The following is a 15,288-nucleotide window of genomic DNA, read 5'->3' as shown; positions in this document are numbered from 1 at the left end:
GACGCTCCCGATCCCCGCTTGTCGCTTCATTCCCCGCTGAGCTGCCGTAGTTCCTCCTCGGCACGGAGGGTGTCCGGATGGCCGTCACCGAGGATCCGGCGGCGGTCCGCCACCACCCCGAGCAGCACCTTCTCCGCCTCCGCCCGGCGGTCGGTGGCGAGTAGCGCGTGCGCCAGGCTGTGCCGCGCCGCGATCATGCCGAGGTGCTGGACCTGCCGCCTCGCCGTGTCGGTGGCGAGGATCGCGCGCAGGTCGGCGAGGGCCTCGGCCGCCTCGCCCTGAGCCAGCCGGCAGATGTCCAGGGTGTGCCGGACGGTAAGCGTCTCGAAGTGGTCGGGTGCCCAGTGCCGCAGCCGGATGTCGAGGATCTCGGTCAGCTCCGCCCGGGCGTCCGCGTACCGACCCTGGGCGACGACGGCGCGGGCCAGGCTGTGTCGCGCGGTCATGGTGTCCCGGTCCTCCGCTCCGCGGACCCGGAACTCGGCCCGGACGATGTCCCGCAACTCCTCCTCGGCCTCCTGCCACCGGCCCTGTTCCAGGATGGTGCGGGCCAGCTTGTGCCGGCTGGCCAGGGTGTTGCGATGCTCCCGGCCCAGCAACGCCTCGCGGGCCGGGATCACCTTGCGGAGTTCCTCCTCGGCCCAGGCGAGCTGACCCTGCTCCAGGGCGGCGCGGGAGCGCTCGTGCCGCAGGCTCAACACGGCCCGCTCGTCCAGGTCGAGGCCGATCCGCCGGCACCCGGCGAGGCAGCGGTCCAGGAAGATCTCCGCCTGACCGGGCAGGCCCACCGCCAGGGTGTAGCGGGCGATCAGCCGAGCCAGATCGAGGGCGGTGGCGAGCAGGTCCGGCCGGGCCTTGGGCAGTTCCCCCGCGTCCAGGAAGTCAAGCACCGCGCCGGAGGTGGGCGGCGCCAGCACGTGCCAGCTCGCCCACTTGTCCGGCTCGTCCGGGTCGAACTCCTCCTCCCGTGGCCGGTCCGGGTCGCGCAGGCGCAACGCGTCGAGCAGGTCGAGGACCAGCTCGTGGTAGGTGGCCCGGTCGGTCACCACGTCGGGATGCGCGCGGACCAGCTCCCGGACCAGCGGGTGCAGGGTCACCACGTGGGCCACCGGAGACTGGGCCGGCAACGACTCGATCACCGTGAGGTCGACAAGCGCGAAGTCGGCCAGCGAGCGCAGCACCTCCCGCAGCCGCTGCGCACCGATCTCGCCGACCAGCGGGGAGGCGCTGAGCCGCACCGGGTCGAGCAGGACCGGGTACGGAATCGGCGCGTCGCCCAGGCAGGCCAGCAACCGCAGGACCGGTCGGGCCTGGTCGAGGCCCCGGCCGGCGAGCAGGTCGAGGGACATCTCCCAGGACTGCACCACCGGCCGGACGGCCTGGTCGACGTCGCTGCTGCGGCTCCGGATCGTACCCACGGCACGGCTGTCGAGGGCCCGCCGGTAGTCCTCGAAGGTCCGGATCGACGAGTTGACGCCACCCACCGGGATGCGATTCGCCTCGGCGAGGTACGTCCCGGCGCCACGTAGGGCCAGCGGGTGGCCCTTGAGTCGCGCGGCGAGCGCCGTGGCGTGGGCCAGCGAGCCTGGGGCCTCCCCGGCCAGGTCGACAAGTACCTGCGCGCCGTCGGCGGGAGCCAGTTCCCGGACCGGGTGCAGGGTGGACCACTCGCCCCAGGTCTCCTTTCGACCGTCGCGGGTGGTGACCAGGACCAGCCCGTTGGGCGTACGCGGCTGGCGGAACCAGCCCGTGCCGTCGGCGACCCGGCCGTCCGCCGGGGCGAGCAGGGCCGGCTCGTCGGCGTTGTCGAAGACGAGCAGCCAGGGACGGCCGAAGTCGTTAAGCAGGTCCCAGACCAACTCGACCGGGCTGCGCGCCTTGCCCGCCCAGGCCAGGTCGAGCTGGCTGCCCGGCGCCTGGAGCTGGCCGGCGATCTCGCGCATGCCGGCGCTGACCCGGGCCGAGTCCTTCGCCGAGATCCACCAGACCTTCCGGCCGCGCTCTTCCAGCCGGTGGGCCACCTCCTGCGCGGTCATGCTCTTACCGCAGCCGCCGAGCCCCCAGAGGATCTGCGCGGCCTCCTCCGGCCGGCGGCTCGTCCGGGCCGGCGGCTCGGCGGCCCGCATGATCAGCTCGACCAGGTGATCGCGACCGCGTAGCGGTGAGCGACCGCGTCGCGGCGGGATTACGGAGAATTCGGCGTCCGAGGTCAGACCGATCATGGGGTGGGGTGCCATGCGGCGGCCGGAGTGGCGACAGGGGACGGACGGGTGCGACTCATCTGATCTCCCGGAGGGGCGGGACGACAGGGGTCAGGTGCCCGGGCCGCCTGGTTGCGGCCGGTCGTGTGATCCGTACCCCAACCTTACCGGCTCGTCGTCGCCGCATCACCGCGAGCAACCGGAGCGGCCTGTTTGGATGGCCACCTTCGGCGGAACGCGAACGGGAGCGGTCCGAGTAACCGAGTGCTGGCGGGCCGTCAGTACGGTGAGGCGATGCTGCGGGTGGACGTCGGTGCCTACCTCGCCGTTGCGCTGCACCTCGACTGGGGCTCCGTCCCGGACTGGGTGGGCGGGCTCGGCACGGTGGGCACCCTGCTGTTCGGCGTGCTGAGTCTGCGACGCGAGGTCCGCCAGCGGCGCCGGGAGGAGCGGGCGGCCCGGGCCCGCCAGGCCCGACTCGTCTCGACGACCACCCGGACCGAGGGCGGCGGCGTACTCCGGGTGCGGGTGGCCAACGACAGCGGTCAGCCCATCTTCGACCTTGCGCTGGTGCCCGTCGTCGCGACGGGACCCGCCGGGCGGCCCAACACGGCGCTGCCCGTCTCGGCCGTCACCGGTCCCACCGACCGGCTCGACGGCAACGGCAGCGCCGAACTGTTCCTCACCGTGGACCGGTCCGTGGACCTGACCGGGTACGCGTCGACGACTGTCGAGTTGAGCTTCACCGACCAGCAGGGGGACCGCTGGCGACGGCAGGGGCGGCAGGAGCCGGAGCTGGATCTCGGACCCGACATCAACACCCCGTGATCGACGGTCGTTGACGGGCGGGCATCGAGGGAGGTCGGTAGGTTGCAGGCATGGGCCTGCCACATCTGCTCGTCGTGACCCCCGGCATCCGTGCGTACCGGGAGTACCTGCTTGAGTCGATCAGTAGCGCGTACCGGGTCCATCTGGTGGCGACCGAGCCGCCGACATGGGAGCGCGGATATCTGGACGGCTGGACGGTCATCGCCGATCTCGCCGACGCGGGGGAGTTGGTCTCGGTCGCCAAGGGGCTCACCGAGCGGGACCCGGTCGACGGGGTGATCTGCTGGGACGAGACGTGGATCGTCCAGACCGCGCAGGTGGCGGCGGCGCTCGGCCTGCCCGGCGACCCGGCGGTGGTCCAGCGGTGCCGGGACAAGCACGGCACCCGCGCCGCGCTCGCCGCCCACCGGGTGCCGCAACCGCGCTCACGCCTGGTGGGCGGCGGCGACGAGGCGGTGGCGGTGGCCGGCGAGATCGGGTTTCCGGTGGTGCTCAAGCCCCGGGCGCTGGCCGGCAGCTTCGGCGTGGTCAAGGCGGACGACCCGGCGGCGGTACGCCGGTTCGTCGGGTTCACCGCGGGCAGCGGCCGGATGGCCCCGGAGTTGCCGGTGCACGAGCGCAACATCCTGGTGGAGGAGTACGCCGAGGGCCCGGAGATCAGTGTCGACTCGGTGGTGTACCGGGGCGAGGTGATTCCGCTCTGCATCGCCCGCAAGGAGGTCGGCTTCGCGCCGTACTTCGAGGAGACCGGGCACGTGGTCGATCCGGCCGACCCGCTGTGGCAGGACGCGACGCTGGGCGAGGCCGTCGAGCGTACCCACGCGGCCCTGGGGTTCACCGACGGGGTGACGCACACCGAGGTGAAGCTGACCCGGCAGGGGCCGAAGGTGATCGAGGTCAACGCCCGGATCGGTGGCGGGCTGATCCCGTACCTCAACCTGCTCGGTGGTGGCGCGGACCTGGGCCTGGCCGCGGCGGCCGTGGCCTGCGGGCACCGGCCGCCGGTGCGGGTCGCGCCCCGCCGGCAGGTGGCCGCCATCCGCTTCTACTATCCGCCGCACGACGACAGCCGGATCGCCGAGATCGCCTTCGACCGGGCGCCGCTGCCCGCCGCGATCGTCCGGCACGGGCCGCTGGCGCAGCCGGGTGAGGTGAAGTCCCCGCCGCCGCAGGGGCTGATGGACGGGCGGGTCGGGTACGCGATCGCGCTGGGTGCGACGGCCGACGATTGCCGGGCCGCGCTGGACGCGGCCGGCCGGGCGCTGCGCGTCGACACGGCCTGATCGGCCCGCCCGGCCCGCCGGAAGAGCAGTTGTTAATAGGGGGCCCTTCCTCTACCGCAGGCGTTAACAAGGGGCCCTTCCTTACCCCGGAGTGGGTACGGGTGTTCGTTCCTCGGGCAGGATGCTGCGCAGGGAACGGACGTGGCGAAGCGGCGAGAGGATGAGGAACAGGCTGGTGCCCAGCAGCCCGATCGTGCCGATCAGCAGGGCGCTGCGGGGCCCGGCCAGCGTGCCGAGCCAGCCGCCGAGCAGCGATCCGATCGGCTTGACCCCGAGCGCCACGAAGAGGTACGCGGCGTTGGTGCGGCCGAGCAGCCGTTGCGGCGTGATGGCCTGCCGAACGCTCATCGTGTGCACGTTGCACGCGGTGATCCCGAAGCCCTGGATGAAGAACGCGATCGCGAACATCGGCGCCGCCCAGGTGCCCCGCTGGGTCACCGGCAGCAGCAGTGGCGCGAGGTCGCCGATGACCGCGGCGGCCAGCAGCGTACGCCCGAGACCCACCCGCCCCGCGACGCGTTCGGTGACCGTCGCACCCAGCAGGGCGCCGACCGCCCCGATGGAGAGCATGAAGCCCAGCGTGCCGGGGCTCATGCCGAGTTCCCGGACGGCGAAGATCACCAGCACGGTCTGCACGATCTGCCAGCAGATGTTGTAGCTGGCCGCCTCGCCGAGGAAGGCCCGCAGGTACGGGTTGCGGAAGGTGAACCGGAAGCCCTCCGCGATCTGCGAGCGCAGCGGTGTCGGATCGACCTCGACCGGCTTCTCCCGGGTGCGTACGGCGGTGACGCCCGCGGCCGACGCCAGGTAGGTGACGGCGTTGACGAGCAGCGCGAACGGCGCGCCGACGATCTGCACGAGCACGCCGCCGAGCCCGGGGCCGCCGATCTCGGCCACCGACTCGCTGGCGGTCAGCCGGGAGTTGGCCCCGGTGAGGTGCTCGGGCGGCACGATCGTCGGCAGGTAGGAACGGTAGGCGATGTTGAAGAAGACCCGACCGACGCCGGCGAGGCAGGCCATCGTCAGCAGCCACGAGAAGGTCAGCCGGTCCAGCGCCGCGAGCAGCGGGATGGCACCGATCGCGACGCCCTGGGCGAGGCTGGACATGATCAGTACGCCGCGTCGCTGCCACCTGTCGACAAGCAGCCCGGCTGGTATCCCGAAGACCAGGTACGGGGCGAAGGTGACCGCCCCGAGGAGGCCGAGCTGCCCGGGGGTGGCGTCCAGGGTCAGCACCGCGGTCAGCGGCATCGCGAGTTGGAACACCTGGGTACCGAGGAAGGAGGCGCTCTCGCCTGCCCAGAAGAACCGGAAGTCCCGGCGCCAACCCTCCGCCACGTTTTTCCCTCGACTGCTCGGACCGCCTCGACTGCCGTCATCGTGGCGGTGTCGGTACGGCACGTGACCGCTCACTGCCCAGGATCGATGTCGTAGAAACCGAACCCATCCAGGTAGCAGACCGTGGCGAAATCGGAGAGCAGGACCGACCGGTCCGGGTGGATCAGACCCACCGTCACCGGCTCGCTCTCGTCGTCGACCGTCCGGACGAGCCGCTCGCCGGGCTTGAACCGCAGCGTCACCCCCTGGCAGCTCTCCAGTTCCTCGATCAGGTGCACGTGCGGGTAGCCGCGGAGCAGGCCCTCGACCGGAGAGGCGAAGAAGGCCATCGCCCCGTGGTTGTCAAGCGCGTACGGCTTGCGGTGCTCGGCGATGAACCGGTCCGGGTCGGCGTACGCCTGCGCGGTGCGGTCGATCTGGGACTCGCCGGTGAGCAGCACGGCGTACCGGGCGACGTCGGCGCCGCAGAGTCGGGCACCCGCCTCCACCAGGCGGGGCCCGTGGGCGGTCAGCATCACCTCCAGGTGCACCGGACCGAAGCGGATCCCCAGCGCGTCGAGCACCGCGTACGAGTACTCGGCGACCTGTTCCCAGTCGGGGTCGGCGGGTGGCGTGGAGGTCATGCCGTTGATCCGGTCCCGGATGCCGTTGACGGTGATCTTCTGGTAGCGCCACATGTCGGTGATCCGGTGGTGGCCCCGGCAGCTGACCGTGTTCACCACGAACTCGACCCCGCGCAGGTACTCCTGGGCCACCACCCCCTCGTTCGGTACGTCGAAGACGCTGTTGCGGGACATGATGTGCCGGTAGGCCGCCCGCGACTGGTCGGGGGTGTCGCAGAAGGCGACGCCGTCGTTGCGGGCGCTGCGCACCGGTTTGACCACGATCCGCCCGCCCAGTTCCCGGTGCCACTGCGCCAGCTGGTCCGGGTCGGTGACCCGCAGTTGCCGGGTGGCCGGCAGGCCGGCCGCCCGCAGCGTCTCGATCTGGACGAACTTGTCGCGCCGGGCCTCGCTCAGCGCGGTGCCGTTGCCGGGCAGGCCGAGCGCCTCGTTGAGCTGGTCGGTGAACTCCACACCCAGCTCGCTGCCGACCACGACCGAGACCGGTCGCAGCGCCGCCAGCCGGGCCACCAGCTGGTCGAAGTCTCCGTCGTGGACGATGTTGTCGGTGTAGCCGCTCAGCTCGGCCTCGCCGTAGGACGGCGGCGGCTGCGGCGTGGACTGGACCCGTACGCACTCCAGACCGGCCTCGGTGAGGGCCCCGCCCAGCTTGTTTACCGCGCCGTACGGGTCGACGAGAGCGATCGTGCGCCGGTCACCCATGGTGGACCTCCTCCAGTTCGTAGAACCCGTGTCCGTCGAGGTAGCAGATGGTCTGGAAGTCCTTCTCCACGGTCGCGGCGTCGGCGTGCGCCAGACCCACCGCGAGCGGTTCGGAGCTGTCGTCGACGGTGCGGCGTAGCAGTTCGCCGGGCTGCACCCGCACCGATCGACCCTGGTAGCTCTCCAGTCGCTCGACCTGGTCGAGCAGGGGGTACCGCTTGAGCCGGCCCTCGACGGGAGAGACGAGGAAGGCCATGGCGGCGTGATCGTCGCGCCGGTAGGGCCGGTCGACCTCGGCGAGGAACCGGTCACCGTCCAGGTACGCCTGCACGGTCCGGTCGACCTGGGACTCGCCGGTGGCGAGCACGGCGTACCGGGCGACGTCCGATCCGCACAGTCGCGCGCCCACCTCGACCAGCCGGGGGCCGGCCGCGGTGAGGATGATCTCCAGGTGCGCGGGCCCGTACCGGATCCCGAGCGCGTCGAGCACGGCGAACGCGTACCGGCGCAGCCGCGTCCAGCGTGGATCGCCGGGCGGCAGGGAGAGGATGCCGTTGATCCGGTCGCGTACCCCGTTGACGTTGATCTTGTGATAGCGCCAGGTGTCGGTGATCCGGTGCCGGCCGCGCCAGCTGACCGTGTTCACCACGAACTCGGTGCCGGTCAGGTACTCCTGGGCGACGACACCCTCGTTGCGGTGACCGAAGTCGTTCACCGCCGAGCGGATCCGGTGGTAGGCCGCGACCGACTCGGCAGGCGTGTCACAGATGTGCACGCCGTCGTTGCGGGCGCTGCGGATCGGCTTCACCACCACCCGCCCGCCGAGGTCACGGTGCCACGCCGCCAACCGCTCCGCGTCGGGCACCGGCAGTTGGCGGGTGGCCGGCAGGCCCGCCGCGGCGATCGCGTCGATCTGGGCGTCCTTGGTCCGCCGCGCGTAGCTGAGCGCCGTGCCGTTGCCGGGCAGCCCGGCCGCCGCACCGAGCGCGTCGGCGAGTTCGACGCCCTGCTCGGAACCGGCGATCACGGCCGACGGCCGGTACGCGGCCAGCGCCCCGACCGTCGCCGACACGTCGCCCTGGTGCAGGATGTTCGCCGCGTAGCGACTCAGGTCCAGCTCGCGCCGGTAGTGCTCGGGGATCTCGGCGGTGCTCTGCACCCGGACGCAGTCGCGCCCGGCGTCCTGGAAGCCCTGCGCCAGCCGGCTGGCCGAGCCGAAGCCGTCGACCACGGCGACCGTCGGCCGGTCGCTCACGACGCGCCCGCAGCGACGGTCTCGAGAGCCTGCACCAGCCGGGTCACGATCTCGTCCGCCTCGGCCTCGCTCAGCACCAGCGGCGGCATCAGGACCAGGGTGTTGTTCGTGGTGGTGAGCAACAGCCCCGCCTCCTGGCAGGCGCGGCGGACCGCCGTCATGAAGGTCGCACCCGGCCGCTCGTCGCCGTCGCGCAGCTCGACGCCGATCATCAGGCCCGCGCCGCGTACGTCGTGGACCAGGCCGGTGCCGGCGGCCTGCTCCCGCAGCCGTTCCCGGAGCCGCTCGCCGACCTCGCGCACGTGGGCGAAGAGCGATCCGTCGGCCAGCTCGTCGAGCACCGCCAGCCCGGCGGCCATCCCCACCGGGTGACCGTCGGCCGTGCAGCCGTGCGGAAAGACGTACCCGGGTCGGGAAATCGCCTCGTCGAAGATCGCGTCGGTGCTGACCAGGGCCGCCAGCGGGAAGTAGCCGGAGGTGATGCCCTTGCCGAGAACCAGCAGGTCGGGCCGGACACCCTGGTCGACAAGCGCCGACATCGCGCCGGTCCGGCCGAAACCGGTGGTCACCTCGTCGGCGATCAGGTGGATGTCGTGCCGGTCGCAGAGCGCGCGGATCTGCCGCAGCGCGCCGTCCGGCGCGGCGAGCACGTCGGTACCCATGATGGGTTCAACGATGATCGCGGTGACCTGCTCCGGGCCGTGCCGGTCGACCATCCGCGCCAGCGCGTCCAGGTTCCACGGCTTCACGTGGTGGACGTCCGGGGCCAGCGGCGCCTGCAACGCGTGCATCTGCCGCTCGCCGGTAAGCGCGCTGGCGATGCCGCCGGTGCCGTGGTAGCCGTTGGTGAACGCGATGACCTTCGTCCGGCCCGTCTCGCCGCGGACCTTGCGGACGAACCGCGACAGCAGGACCGCGGCGCTTGTCATCTGCGAGCCGGTGCTGCCGAAGCGGACGTGGTTGAGCGGGTCGGGCAGCGTGCCGACGAGGCGGCGGGCGTACTCCAGCGCCACCTCGGGCGGCTCCTCGTAGCGGATCACCTGGGCCACCGGCAGCCGGCGCAGCTGGTCGCACATCGCCGCCACCACCCGCTCGGCCTGGTAGCCGAGCGTGGTGTTCCACATCGCGGCCCGCGCGTCCAGGTACCAGGTGCCGGCGGCGTCCTGCACCCAGCACCCCTTGCCCTGCGTGACGGCGCTGCGCGCGATGCGGCCGTCGTCGATCGCCGCGCGGGTGACGGAGTTGTACCAGAGAGCGTCGTGGGGATCTCTCAACACGCCAGGGCCTCCAGCTTCCTACGGTCGAGCTTGCCGTTGTCGTTGCGGGGAAACAGCTCCACGGACGCGAACCGGGCCGGCACCATGTACCCCGGCAGTCGGGTCGCCACCCACCGGGCCAGGTGCTCGGCCGGCAGGGCGTCGCCCACGTAGAAGGCGCGCAGGTCGACGCCGTCGAAGAAGACCGCGGCGTCCTCGACCTCGGGATGCCGGCGGAGCACCGCCTCGATCTCGCCCAGCTCCACCCGGTAGCCGTGCACCTGCACCTGCGCGTCGAGCCGGCCGAGGTGGGTCAGCTCGCCGCCGTCGTCGACGACCCGGTCCCCGGTGCGGTACCAGAGCTGTGCCGGCGGCGGTTCGGATCCGGAGTGGACGGTGGCCGTCCGGCCCGGGGACCAGTCGAGGAACCGGCCGGCGTTGTTGGCCGGGTCGAGGTAACCGGCGAAGCGCTGCGCTCCGCGTACGCACAGCTCGCCCTCGCGCGCCGGGCGGCCCTGCTCGTCCAGGACCACGTACTCCAGGTGCGGCAGGCAGCGCCCGATGGGAACGGTGCCGTTGCGGGTCTGCGGCCACTCCGCCGGGTCGGCGGGCAGCCGGTGCACGGTGCAGGTCACGGTCAGCTCGGTGGGCCCGTAGAGGTTCTCGATCACCGCCTCGGGTGCGGCCCGGTGCCAGGCCGCCGCCTGGTCGCAGGTGAGCTGCTCCCCGGCGAACAACCCCCAGCGCAGCTGCGGCATGCAGCCGGCCGGCAGGCGTCGCATCCGGCCGGCAAGGGAGACCACCGACGGTACGGAGAACCAGTGGGTCACCCCGTGCCGGTTGACGAAGGCAGCCGGGTCGGCCAGTTCCTCGCGGCGGGGCACCACAAGGGCCCCGCCTCCGGCCCAGGTGACGAACATGTCGAACACCGACGGGTCGAAGGTGAGGTCGAACGTCTGGCTGAGCCGGCTGCCCGGACCGACGTCGTAGCGGGCGACGTGGTGTTCGACGTATGGCCGGACGTTGTCGTGCCGGATCGGCAGTCCCTTCGGCACCCCTGTCGAACCCGAGGTGAACAGGATGTACGCGGGCGCCTCCCCGGGCGGTCCCGACCCGTCGACCGCCTCGGCCGGCTCGTCGCCTGCCTGGGCCGGGCGGCCTTCGCGGCCCACCACCTGCCCGCTCGGCGCGGCGTGCACGAGCGGGGCACGCACCGGCGCGAGCGACGCGCGCAGCGTGGTGTCGACGAGGACCGTCCAGAGCCCGGCCCGGGTCGCGATCGTCGCGTTGCGGTCCGGGGGGAAGATCGGATTCAACGGTACGACCGTCCCGCCGGCCCGTAGCACGGCCAGGTAACCGGCGTAGGCCAGCGGGCTGCGGGCGGCGAGCAGCCCGACCCGCGCCCCCGCCGGCAGCGGGCCGAGATCGGCGGCGAGGCGGTCGACGAGCGCCGCCAGTTCGCGGTAGCTGAGGGTGGCGTCGTCGACCAGCAGCGCCGGTTGGTCCGGATGCCGGCGGGCGGTCGCGGCGAACCAGTCGTACATGGTGTCAGACATGCCGCACCTCGCGATCCATGAGCACCAGGGCGCCATCGGCCGCGTGCAACCGGTCGTTGCTGTAGTTCAACGGCGCGGATCGCAGATCGCGCAGGGACCGCTCCAGTGCCAGCTCCGAGTCCCGCAGGTAGCCGTGCCGCATGCCGAGCAGCTCGACGAGGTCGTCGACCGCCGCCGGGCAGAGTTCGGAGGCGGTCAGCTTGACCGCGTTGACAAGTAGCTGCACCCCGACCGAGGTCGGATCGGCGGTGCTGTTTAGGACCGCGACGGTGTGACTCACCAAAGCGTGCACGGTGTCCAGCCGCTGCCGGACCCGGGACAGCCGGTGCAGCAGCAGCTCGGAGTCGAGGTTGCGGCGGCGGCGCTCGGCCCGCAACAAAGTCACCGTGCGACTGAGCGCGCCGTCGGCCGCACCTAGCCAGCAGGCGGCCCAACCGAGGTGGGCCATCGGGGCGAAGGTCCGCACGGCGATGTCCCGGAACCCGCCGTGCTCGCCGATCACCTGCCCGACCGGAAGGTCGCCGCTCAGGTGCAGCGGCGCGCTGTGGGTGGCCCGCATGCCCATCGGGTTCCAGCCGCCCTTGACGGTGATCGCCAGCTGGTCCCGCTCGGCGTAGAGCAGCGACAGCTGGGTGGGGGAGGTGGCGTCGGGGGCCTGCATGGTGACGAGGTACGCGTCGGCGTACTGGCCCCCGGTGACGACCGGCGCGAACCGGTCCAGGTGCAGCACCGCGCCGTCCCCGGTCAGCGCGGTGCCGGAGGAGAGCAGGTGGCCGCCGGTGGCCGCCTCGGTGGTCACCGAGGCCAGGTACAGCTCGCCCCGGGCGATCCGGGGCAGCAACTCGTCGCGCAGGGCACCGCCGTCGCGGACGATGGCGGCCACCTGCTGGCAGTGCATCGTGAAGATCATTCCGACCGACATGCAGGTACGCGAGAGCTGGCCGCTGACCGCGACCAGGTCGGCCAGGTCGCCGCCGGCACCGCCATGCTCGGCGGGCACCATCAGGCCCAGCAGCCCGGTGGAGCGCATGGCCGCCAGGGCCGCGACGGGGAACCGGGCGTCCCGGTCGCACTCGGTGGCGTGTCGGGCCGCGACCGCGTCGACCTCGGCGACCGCGCGGTCGAGATCGTCGGTGCTCCACCCGGTCGGGCGGGTCATGGTGACGGTCATGCCGGCGTCCCCAGCGCGGTCCGCTCGAACAGGGCGGTAAGCGTCTCCATCCGGGTCAGGTTGTCCGGAGTCAGCTCGACCGGGTCGACCTCGACGTCGAGTCGTTCCTCGACGCGTTCGACCACCTCCACGATCCGGAACGAGTTGAACGTCGGCAGGTCGGTAAGGGTCGGCGTGGTGTGCAGGATGTCCGGGTCGACGCCGAGGACCTCGGCGGTGACCTCGGTGACAGCGGTGCGGACGGTGGATCGGTCCATTGTGTCCTCCGGGGATACGGTCAGGCGCCGAGCTTGGCGAAGCCCTCTTCGACGCGGGTCAGGGTGTCGGCGACGTGCGGCAGGGCCAACGGGTCCTCGGCGGCGAGGGCGGCCTCCTGCTCCTCGTCGGTGTCGCCGTACAACATGCTGGTGGCGGCCTTGAAGCGCAGCGCGCCCGGATCGTCGCCGAGCAGGTGGCCGGCGAGCACCGCCAGGCCCACCTCGTCGAGGAGGTGGCGGGCCAGCGACGCCGAGTCGGTCACGCCGCGCAGCCGCAGCGTCTCGCGCAGCGGCTCGAAGTCGGGGTAGACGTAGAAGGCGCCGGTCGGCGGTCGACAGGTCGCCCCGGCCGCCACCGCCGCGCGGTACACCGCGCGGGCCACCGCGCCGTGCAGCCGGGCGCTTGCCGCCAGCCGCTGCCGGATCTCCGGCGGTTCGGCGAAGGCGTACGCCGCCACCTGCTGCGTCGGACCGGCCAGGGTGGACCACAGGTCGCTGGCCACACTGATCAGCCCGTCCCGCAACCGGTGTCCGGCGGCGTCCGGCGGGACCCGCAGCGCCCCGATCCGCCAGCCGCCCAGCGCCAGCGACTTGGACAGACCGGTCGTCACCACGGTGCGGTGCGGAACCAGTTCGGCGGGGCTCAGGAAGGGAGCCTCCGGTTGATGCAGCACGTCCCGGTAGATCTCGTCCGAGACGATGGTCAGCCCCTCGGCCTCGGCGATCGCACAGACCTCGCCGACCAGGTCCGCGCCGGCGAGCGTACCGGTCGGGTTGTCGGGCAGGGTGAGCACGACGATGCGCGGATCACCGCCGTCGCGGCGGGCCGCGGCGATCGTCTCCCGCAGCGCGACGGGCTCGGGGATGCCGCCGCAGCTGTCCGGGATCGGCACGCCCCAGACCCGCTTGCCGGCCAGCCGGGCCTGCGGGGCGTAGGAGTTCCAGCAGGGGCGGGGCAGCAGCACGTCGCCCGGCAGCACCAGGTTCAGCGCCATCAGCAGCGGCTTGCTGCCGGGGCCGAGCAGCACCTGCTCGGCGTCGGTGGGTAGGCGCCGTCGCTGGAAGTAGCCGGCCACCGCGGCCCGGGCGGCGGGTGCCCCGGCGACCGGGCCGTACGCGTTGCGGTGCGCGCCCGCGCACAACTGCTCCACAAGCGGACCGAACGCCGGCAGACGGGACTCGCCGAAACCCAGGTGCACGATGGAGCGTCCGGCGGCGCGCAGGCGCGCGACCTGCTCGTTGAGCGCGAGGTTCGGTGACATCGAGGTCATGGCCGCACCGCCGCGCGGATGTCGTCCGGCACGTCGGCGGCGAGTTCCAGCTCGCTGAGCCAGGCCGCGCCGGTGTGGTAGTGGGCCCGGAACGGGCGGCCGACCAGCGCGGGGTTGCGGGCCTGGAGCATCCGCAGCTGGAAGTAGCGGCCGTCCGGGTTGCTCTCGACGCCGTCCACGACGACCTTCCCGGGGGTGGTCGACATGACCGGCCCGCGCACGGTCCGGGCGAGTCCCGGCAGCGTGCGGTACGCGGCGTGGAAGATCTCCACGGCCCGGGCCAGAGGCACCTTGAAGTAGTCGTACGGGCCGGTGTCGCGCTCGACGAACATGTAGTACGGCACCGCGCCGGCGGCCAGCTCGGCCCGCCACAACTCCGTCCAGATGTCGGCCTGGTCGTTGACGTGCGCGACCATCGGGGCCTGGCAGTAGATCACCGCGCCGGTGGACCGGATCCGGCGCAGCGCGGTCGCCACCACGGGCGTACGCAGCTCACGCGGGTGGGTGAAGTGCGCCATCACGGCGACCTGCTTGCCGGCCGCGGCGATCCGCTCGAAGAGGCGCAGCAGCTCGTCGCTGTCCGCGTCGCTCACATACCGCTGCGGCCAGTACGCCAGCGACTTCGTGCCGATCCGGATGGTCTGCACCGTCGGCACGCCGAGCAGCGGTTCGAGGTGGCCGCGCAGTCGTTCGGTGCTCATCACCATCGGGTCGCCGCCGGTGACCAGCACGTCGCTGACCTCGGGATGGTCCCGCAGGTAGTCGACCAGCCGGTCCGGGCCGGGGGCGGCGAAGCGCAGCGCGGGATCGCCGACGAACTGGGCCCAGCGGAAGCAGTAGGTGCAGTACGAGTGGCAGGACTGGCCCTGCGTCGGGAAGTACAGCACGGTCTCCCGGTACTTGTGCTGGAGGCCGGGCAGCCGCTCGCCCCGGTGCACCGGGACGTTGTACTCGCGCTGGCCGGAGGGGTGCGGATTGAGGCCGGCGCGGATGCGGGCGACCACCGGGGCGATCTCGCGGGGGCCGGCACCCGAACGCAGCACGGCAGCGAGGGCTTCCTCGTCCTCGGTGGAGAGCATGCCGCGTTGGGGGAAGACCAACCGGAACATCGGGTCCTCCTCGGGCCGCGTCCAGTCGATCAGTTGGTCGAGGACGTACTCGTTGACCCGGAACGGGAAGACGTGCGCCAGCAGGGCGATGCCCTCGCGCAGTCCGGGGCTGAGGCCGTACCGGCTGGCGATGTCGTTGATCTGGCGTGGACCGAAGGCGCGGAAACGGGTGGCGGCCACGGGATGATCGAGCATCAGTGTCATACGAATTCCTTTGCTCAAGACTTGGCGGATTGCCCCGGTAACGGTGACCAATTCCCGTCGGACGGTGGCGGCGTCCAACGCCAACTACCCCCGCATCGATTTCCCAACCGAGCTTCCGGGATTCTCCGATCGACATTCCTCATGTCCCGATAGAAGTCTTTGATCGCCCCGTCGACAGCAGCGGCGATAACTTTCGCTGAGTCGCCGATTAATCTTTTGAATCGATTGTCGGAG

The 15,288-nt window shown here is 72.1% G+C and carries 12 protein-coding genes; 2 read left to right on the top strand and 10 right to left on the bottom strand.

Annotation, left to right across the window (positions count from 1 at the left end; translation table 11 throughout):
* Positions 1-26 precede the first annotated feature (26 nt).
* A complete protein-coding gene (locus tag AC507J_RS09450) occupies positions 27-2,237 on the bottom strand; it encodes a tetratricopeptide repeat protein (RefSeq protein ID WP_496288701.1) in 2,211 nt (736 codons plus the stop codon).
* Between the two features lie 258 nt (positions 2,238-2,495).
* On the opposite strand from AC507J_RS09450, the gene AC507J_RS09445 reads away from it, so the two are divergent.
* On the top strand, positions 2,496-3,029 hold the full coding sequence (locus AC507J_RS09445; RefSeq protein ID WP_496288700.1) for a hypothetical protein: 534 nt from the start codon (positions 2,496-2,498) through the stop codon (positions 3,027-3,029).
* A 50-nt stretch (positions 3,030-3,079) separates the two neighbouring features.
* Complete coding sequence (locus AC507J_RS09440; protein WP_496288699.1) at positions 3,080-4,312, top strand: ATP-grasp domain-containing protein; 1,233 nt, start codon at positions 3,080-3,082, stop codon at positions 4,310-4,312.
* 81 nt (positions 4,313-4,393) lie between these two features.
* On the opposite strand, the gene AC507J_RS09435 is transcribed toward AC507J_RS09440, so the two are convergent.
* The 9 genes from AC507J_RS09435 to AC507J_RS09395 form a co-directional block, all read right to left on the bottom strand.
* Positions 4,394-5,650: an MFS transporter gene (locus tag AC507J_RS09435; protein WP_496288698.1), complete on the bottom strand. Its 1,257-nt coding sequence runs from the start codon at positions 5,648-5,650 to the stop codon at positions 4,394-4,396.
* Positions 5,651-5,721: 71 nt separating this feature from the next.
* Positions 5,722-6,975, bottom strand: a complete 1,254-nt coding sequence (locus AC507J_RS09430; RefSeq protein WP_496288697.1) for an ATP-grasp domain-containing protein — start codon at positions 6,973-6,975, stop codon at positions 5,722-5,724.
* Positions 6,968-8,230: an ATP-grasp domain-containing protein gene (locus AC507J_RS09425; RefSeq protein WP_496288696.1), complete on the bottom strand. Its 1,263-nt coding sequence runs from the start codon at positions 8,228-8,230 to the stop codon at positions 6,968-6,970. The genes AC507J_RS09430 and AC507J_RS09425 overlap by 8 nt, the downstream gene beginning before the upstream one ends.
* Positions 8,227-9,507 carry an aminotransferase family protein gene (locus AC507J_RS09420; RefSeq protein WP_496288695.1) on the bottom strand — a complete coding sequence of 427 codons (1,281 nt, stop codon included), beginning with the start codon at positions 9,505-9,507 and terminating at the stop codon, positions 8,227-8,229. Before AC507J_RS09420 ends, AC507J_RS09425 begins: the two co-directional genes overlap by 4 nt.
* Positions 9,501-11,042 (bottom strand): amino acid adenylation domain-containing protein, encoded by a 1,542-nt coding sequence (locus AC507J_RS09415; RefSeq protein WP_496288694.1) that lies wholly within the window; start codon positions 11,040-11,042, stop codon positions 9,501-9,503. The genes AC507J_RS09420 and AC507J_RS09415 overlap by 7 nt, the downstream gene beginning before the upstream one ends.
* The gene (locus AC507J_RS09410; RefSeq protein ID WP_496288693.1) at positions 11,035-12,213 is read right to left on the bottom strand and encodes an acyl-CoA dehydrogenase family protein; all 1,179 of its coding nucleotides are present in this window, start codon (positions 12,211-12,213) and stop codon (positions 11,035-11,037) included. The genes AC507J_RS09415 and AC507J_RS09410 overlap by 8 nt, the downstream gene beginning before the upstream one ends.
* A complete protein-coding gene (locus AC507J_RS09405) occupies positions 12,210-12,470 on the bottom strand; it encodes a phosphopantetheine-binding protein (RefSeq protein ID WP_496288692.1) in 261 nt (86 codons plus the stop codon). Before AC507J_RS09405 ends, AC507J_RS09410 begins: the two co-directional genes overlap by 4 nt.
* Before the next feature lie 20 nt (positions 12,471-12,490).
* Positions 12,491-13,741, bottom strand: a complete 1,251-nt coding sequence (locus AC507J_RS09400) for a pyridoxal phosphate-dependent aminotransferase (protein ID WP_496288691.1) — start codon at positions 13,739-13,741, stop codon at positions 12,491-12,493.
* Positions 13,738-15,054, bottom strand: coding sequence for a KamA family radical SAM protein (locus AC507J_RS09395; protein ID WP_496288690.1), 1,317 nt, complete (start codon positions 15,052-15,054; stop codon positions 13,738-13,740). Before AC507J_RS09395 ends, AC507J_RS09400 begins: the two co-directional genes overlap by 4 nt.
* Positions 15,055-15,288: the final 234 nt, after the last annotated feature.

The organism is Micromonospora sp. PRAS1 (assembly GCF_059553435.1).
The sequence above is the reverse complement of the archived record's forward strand: the minus strand, read 5'-3'. Positions and strand labels throughout refer to the sequence as shown.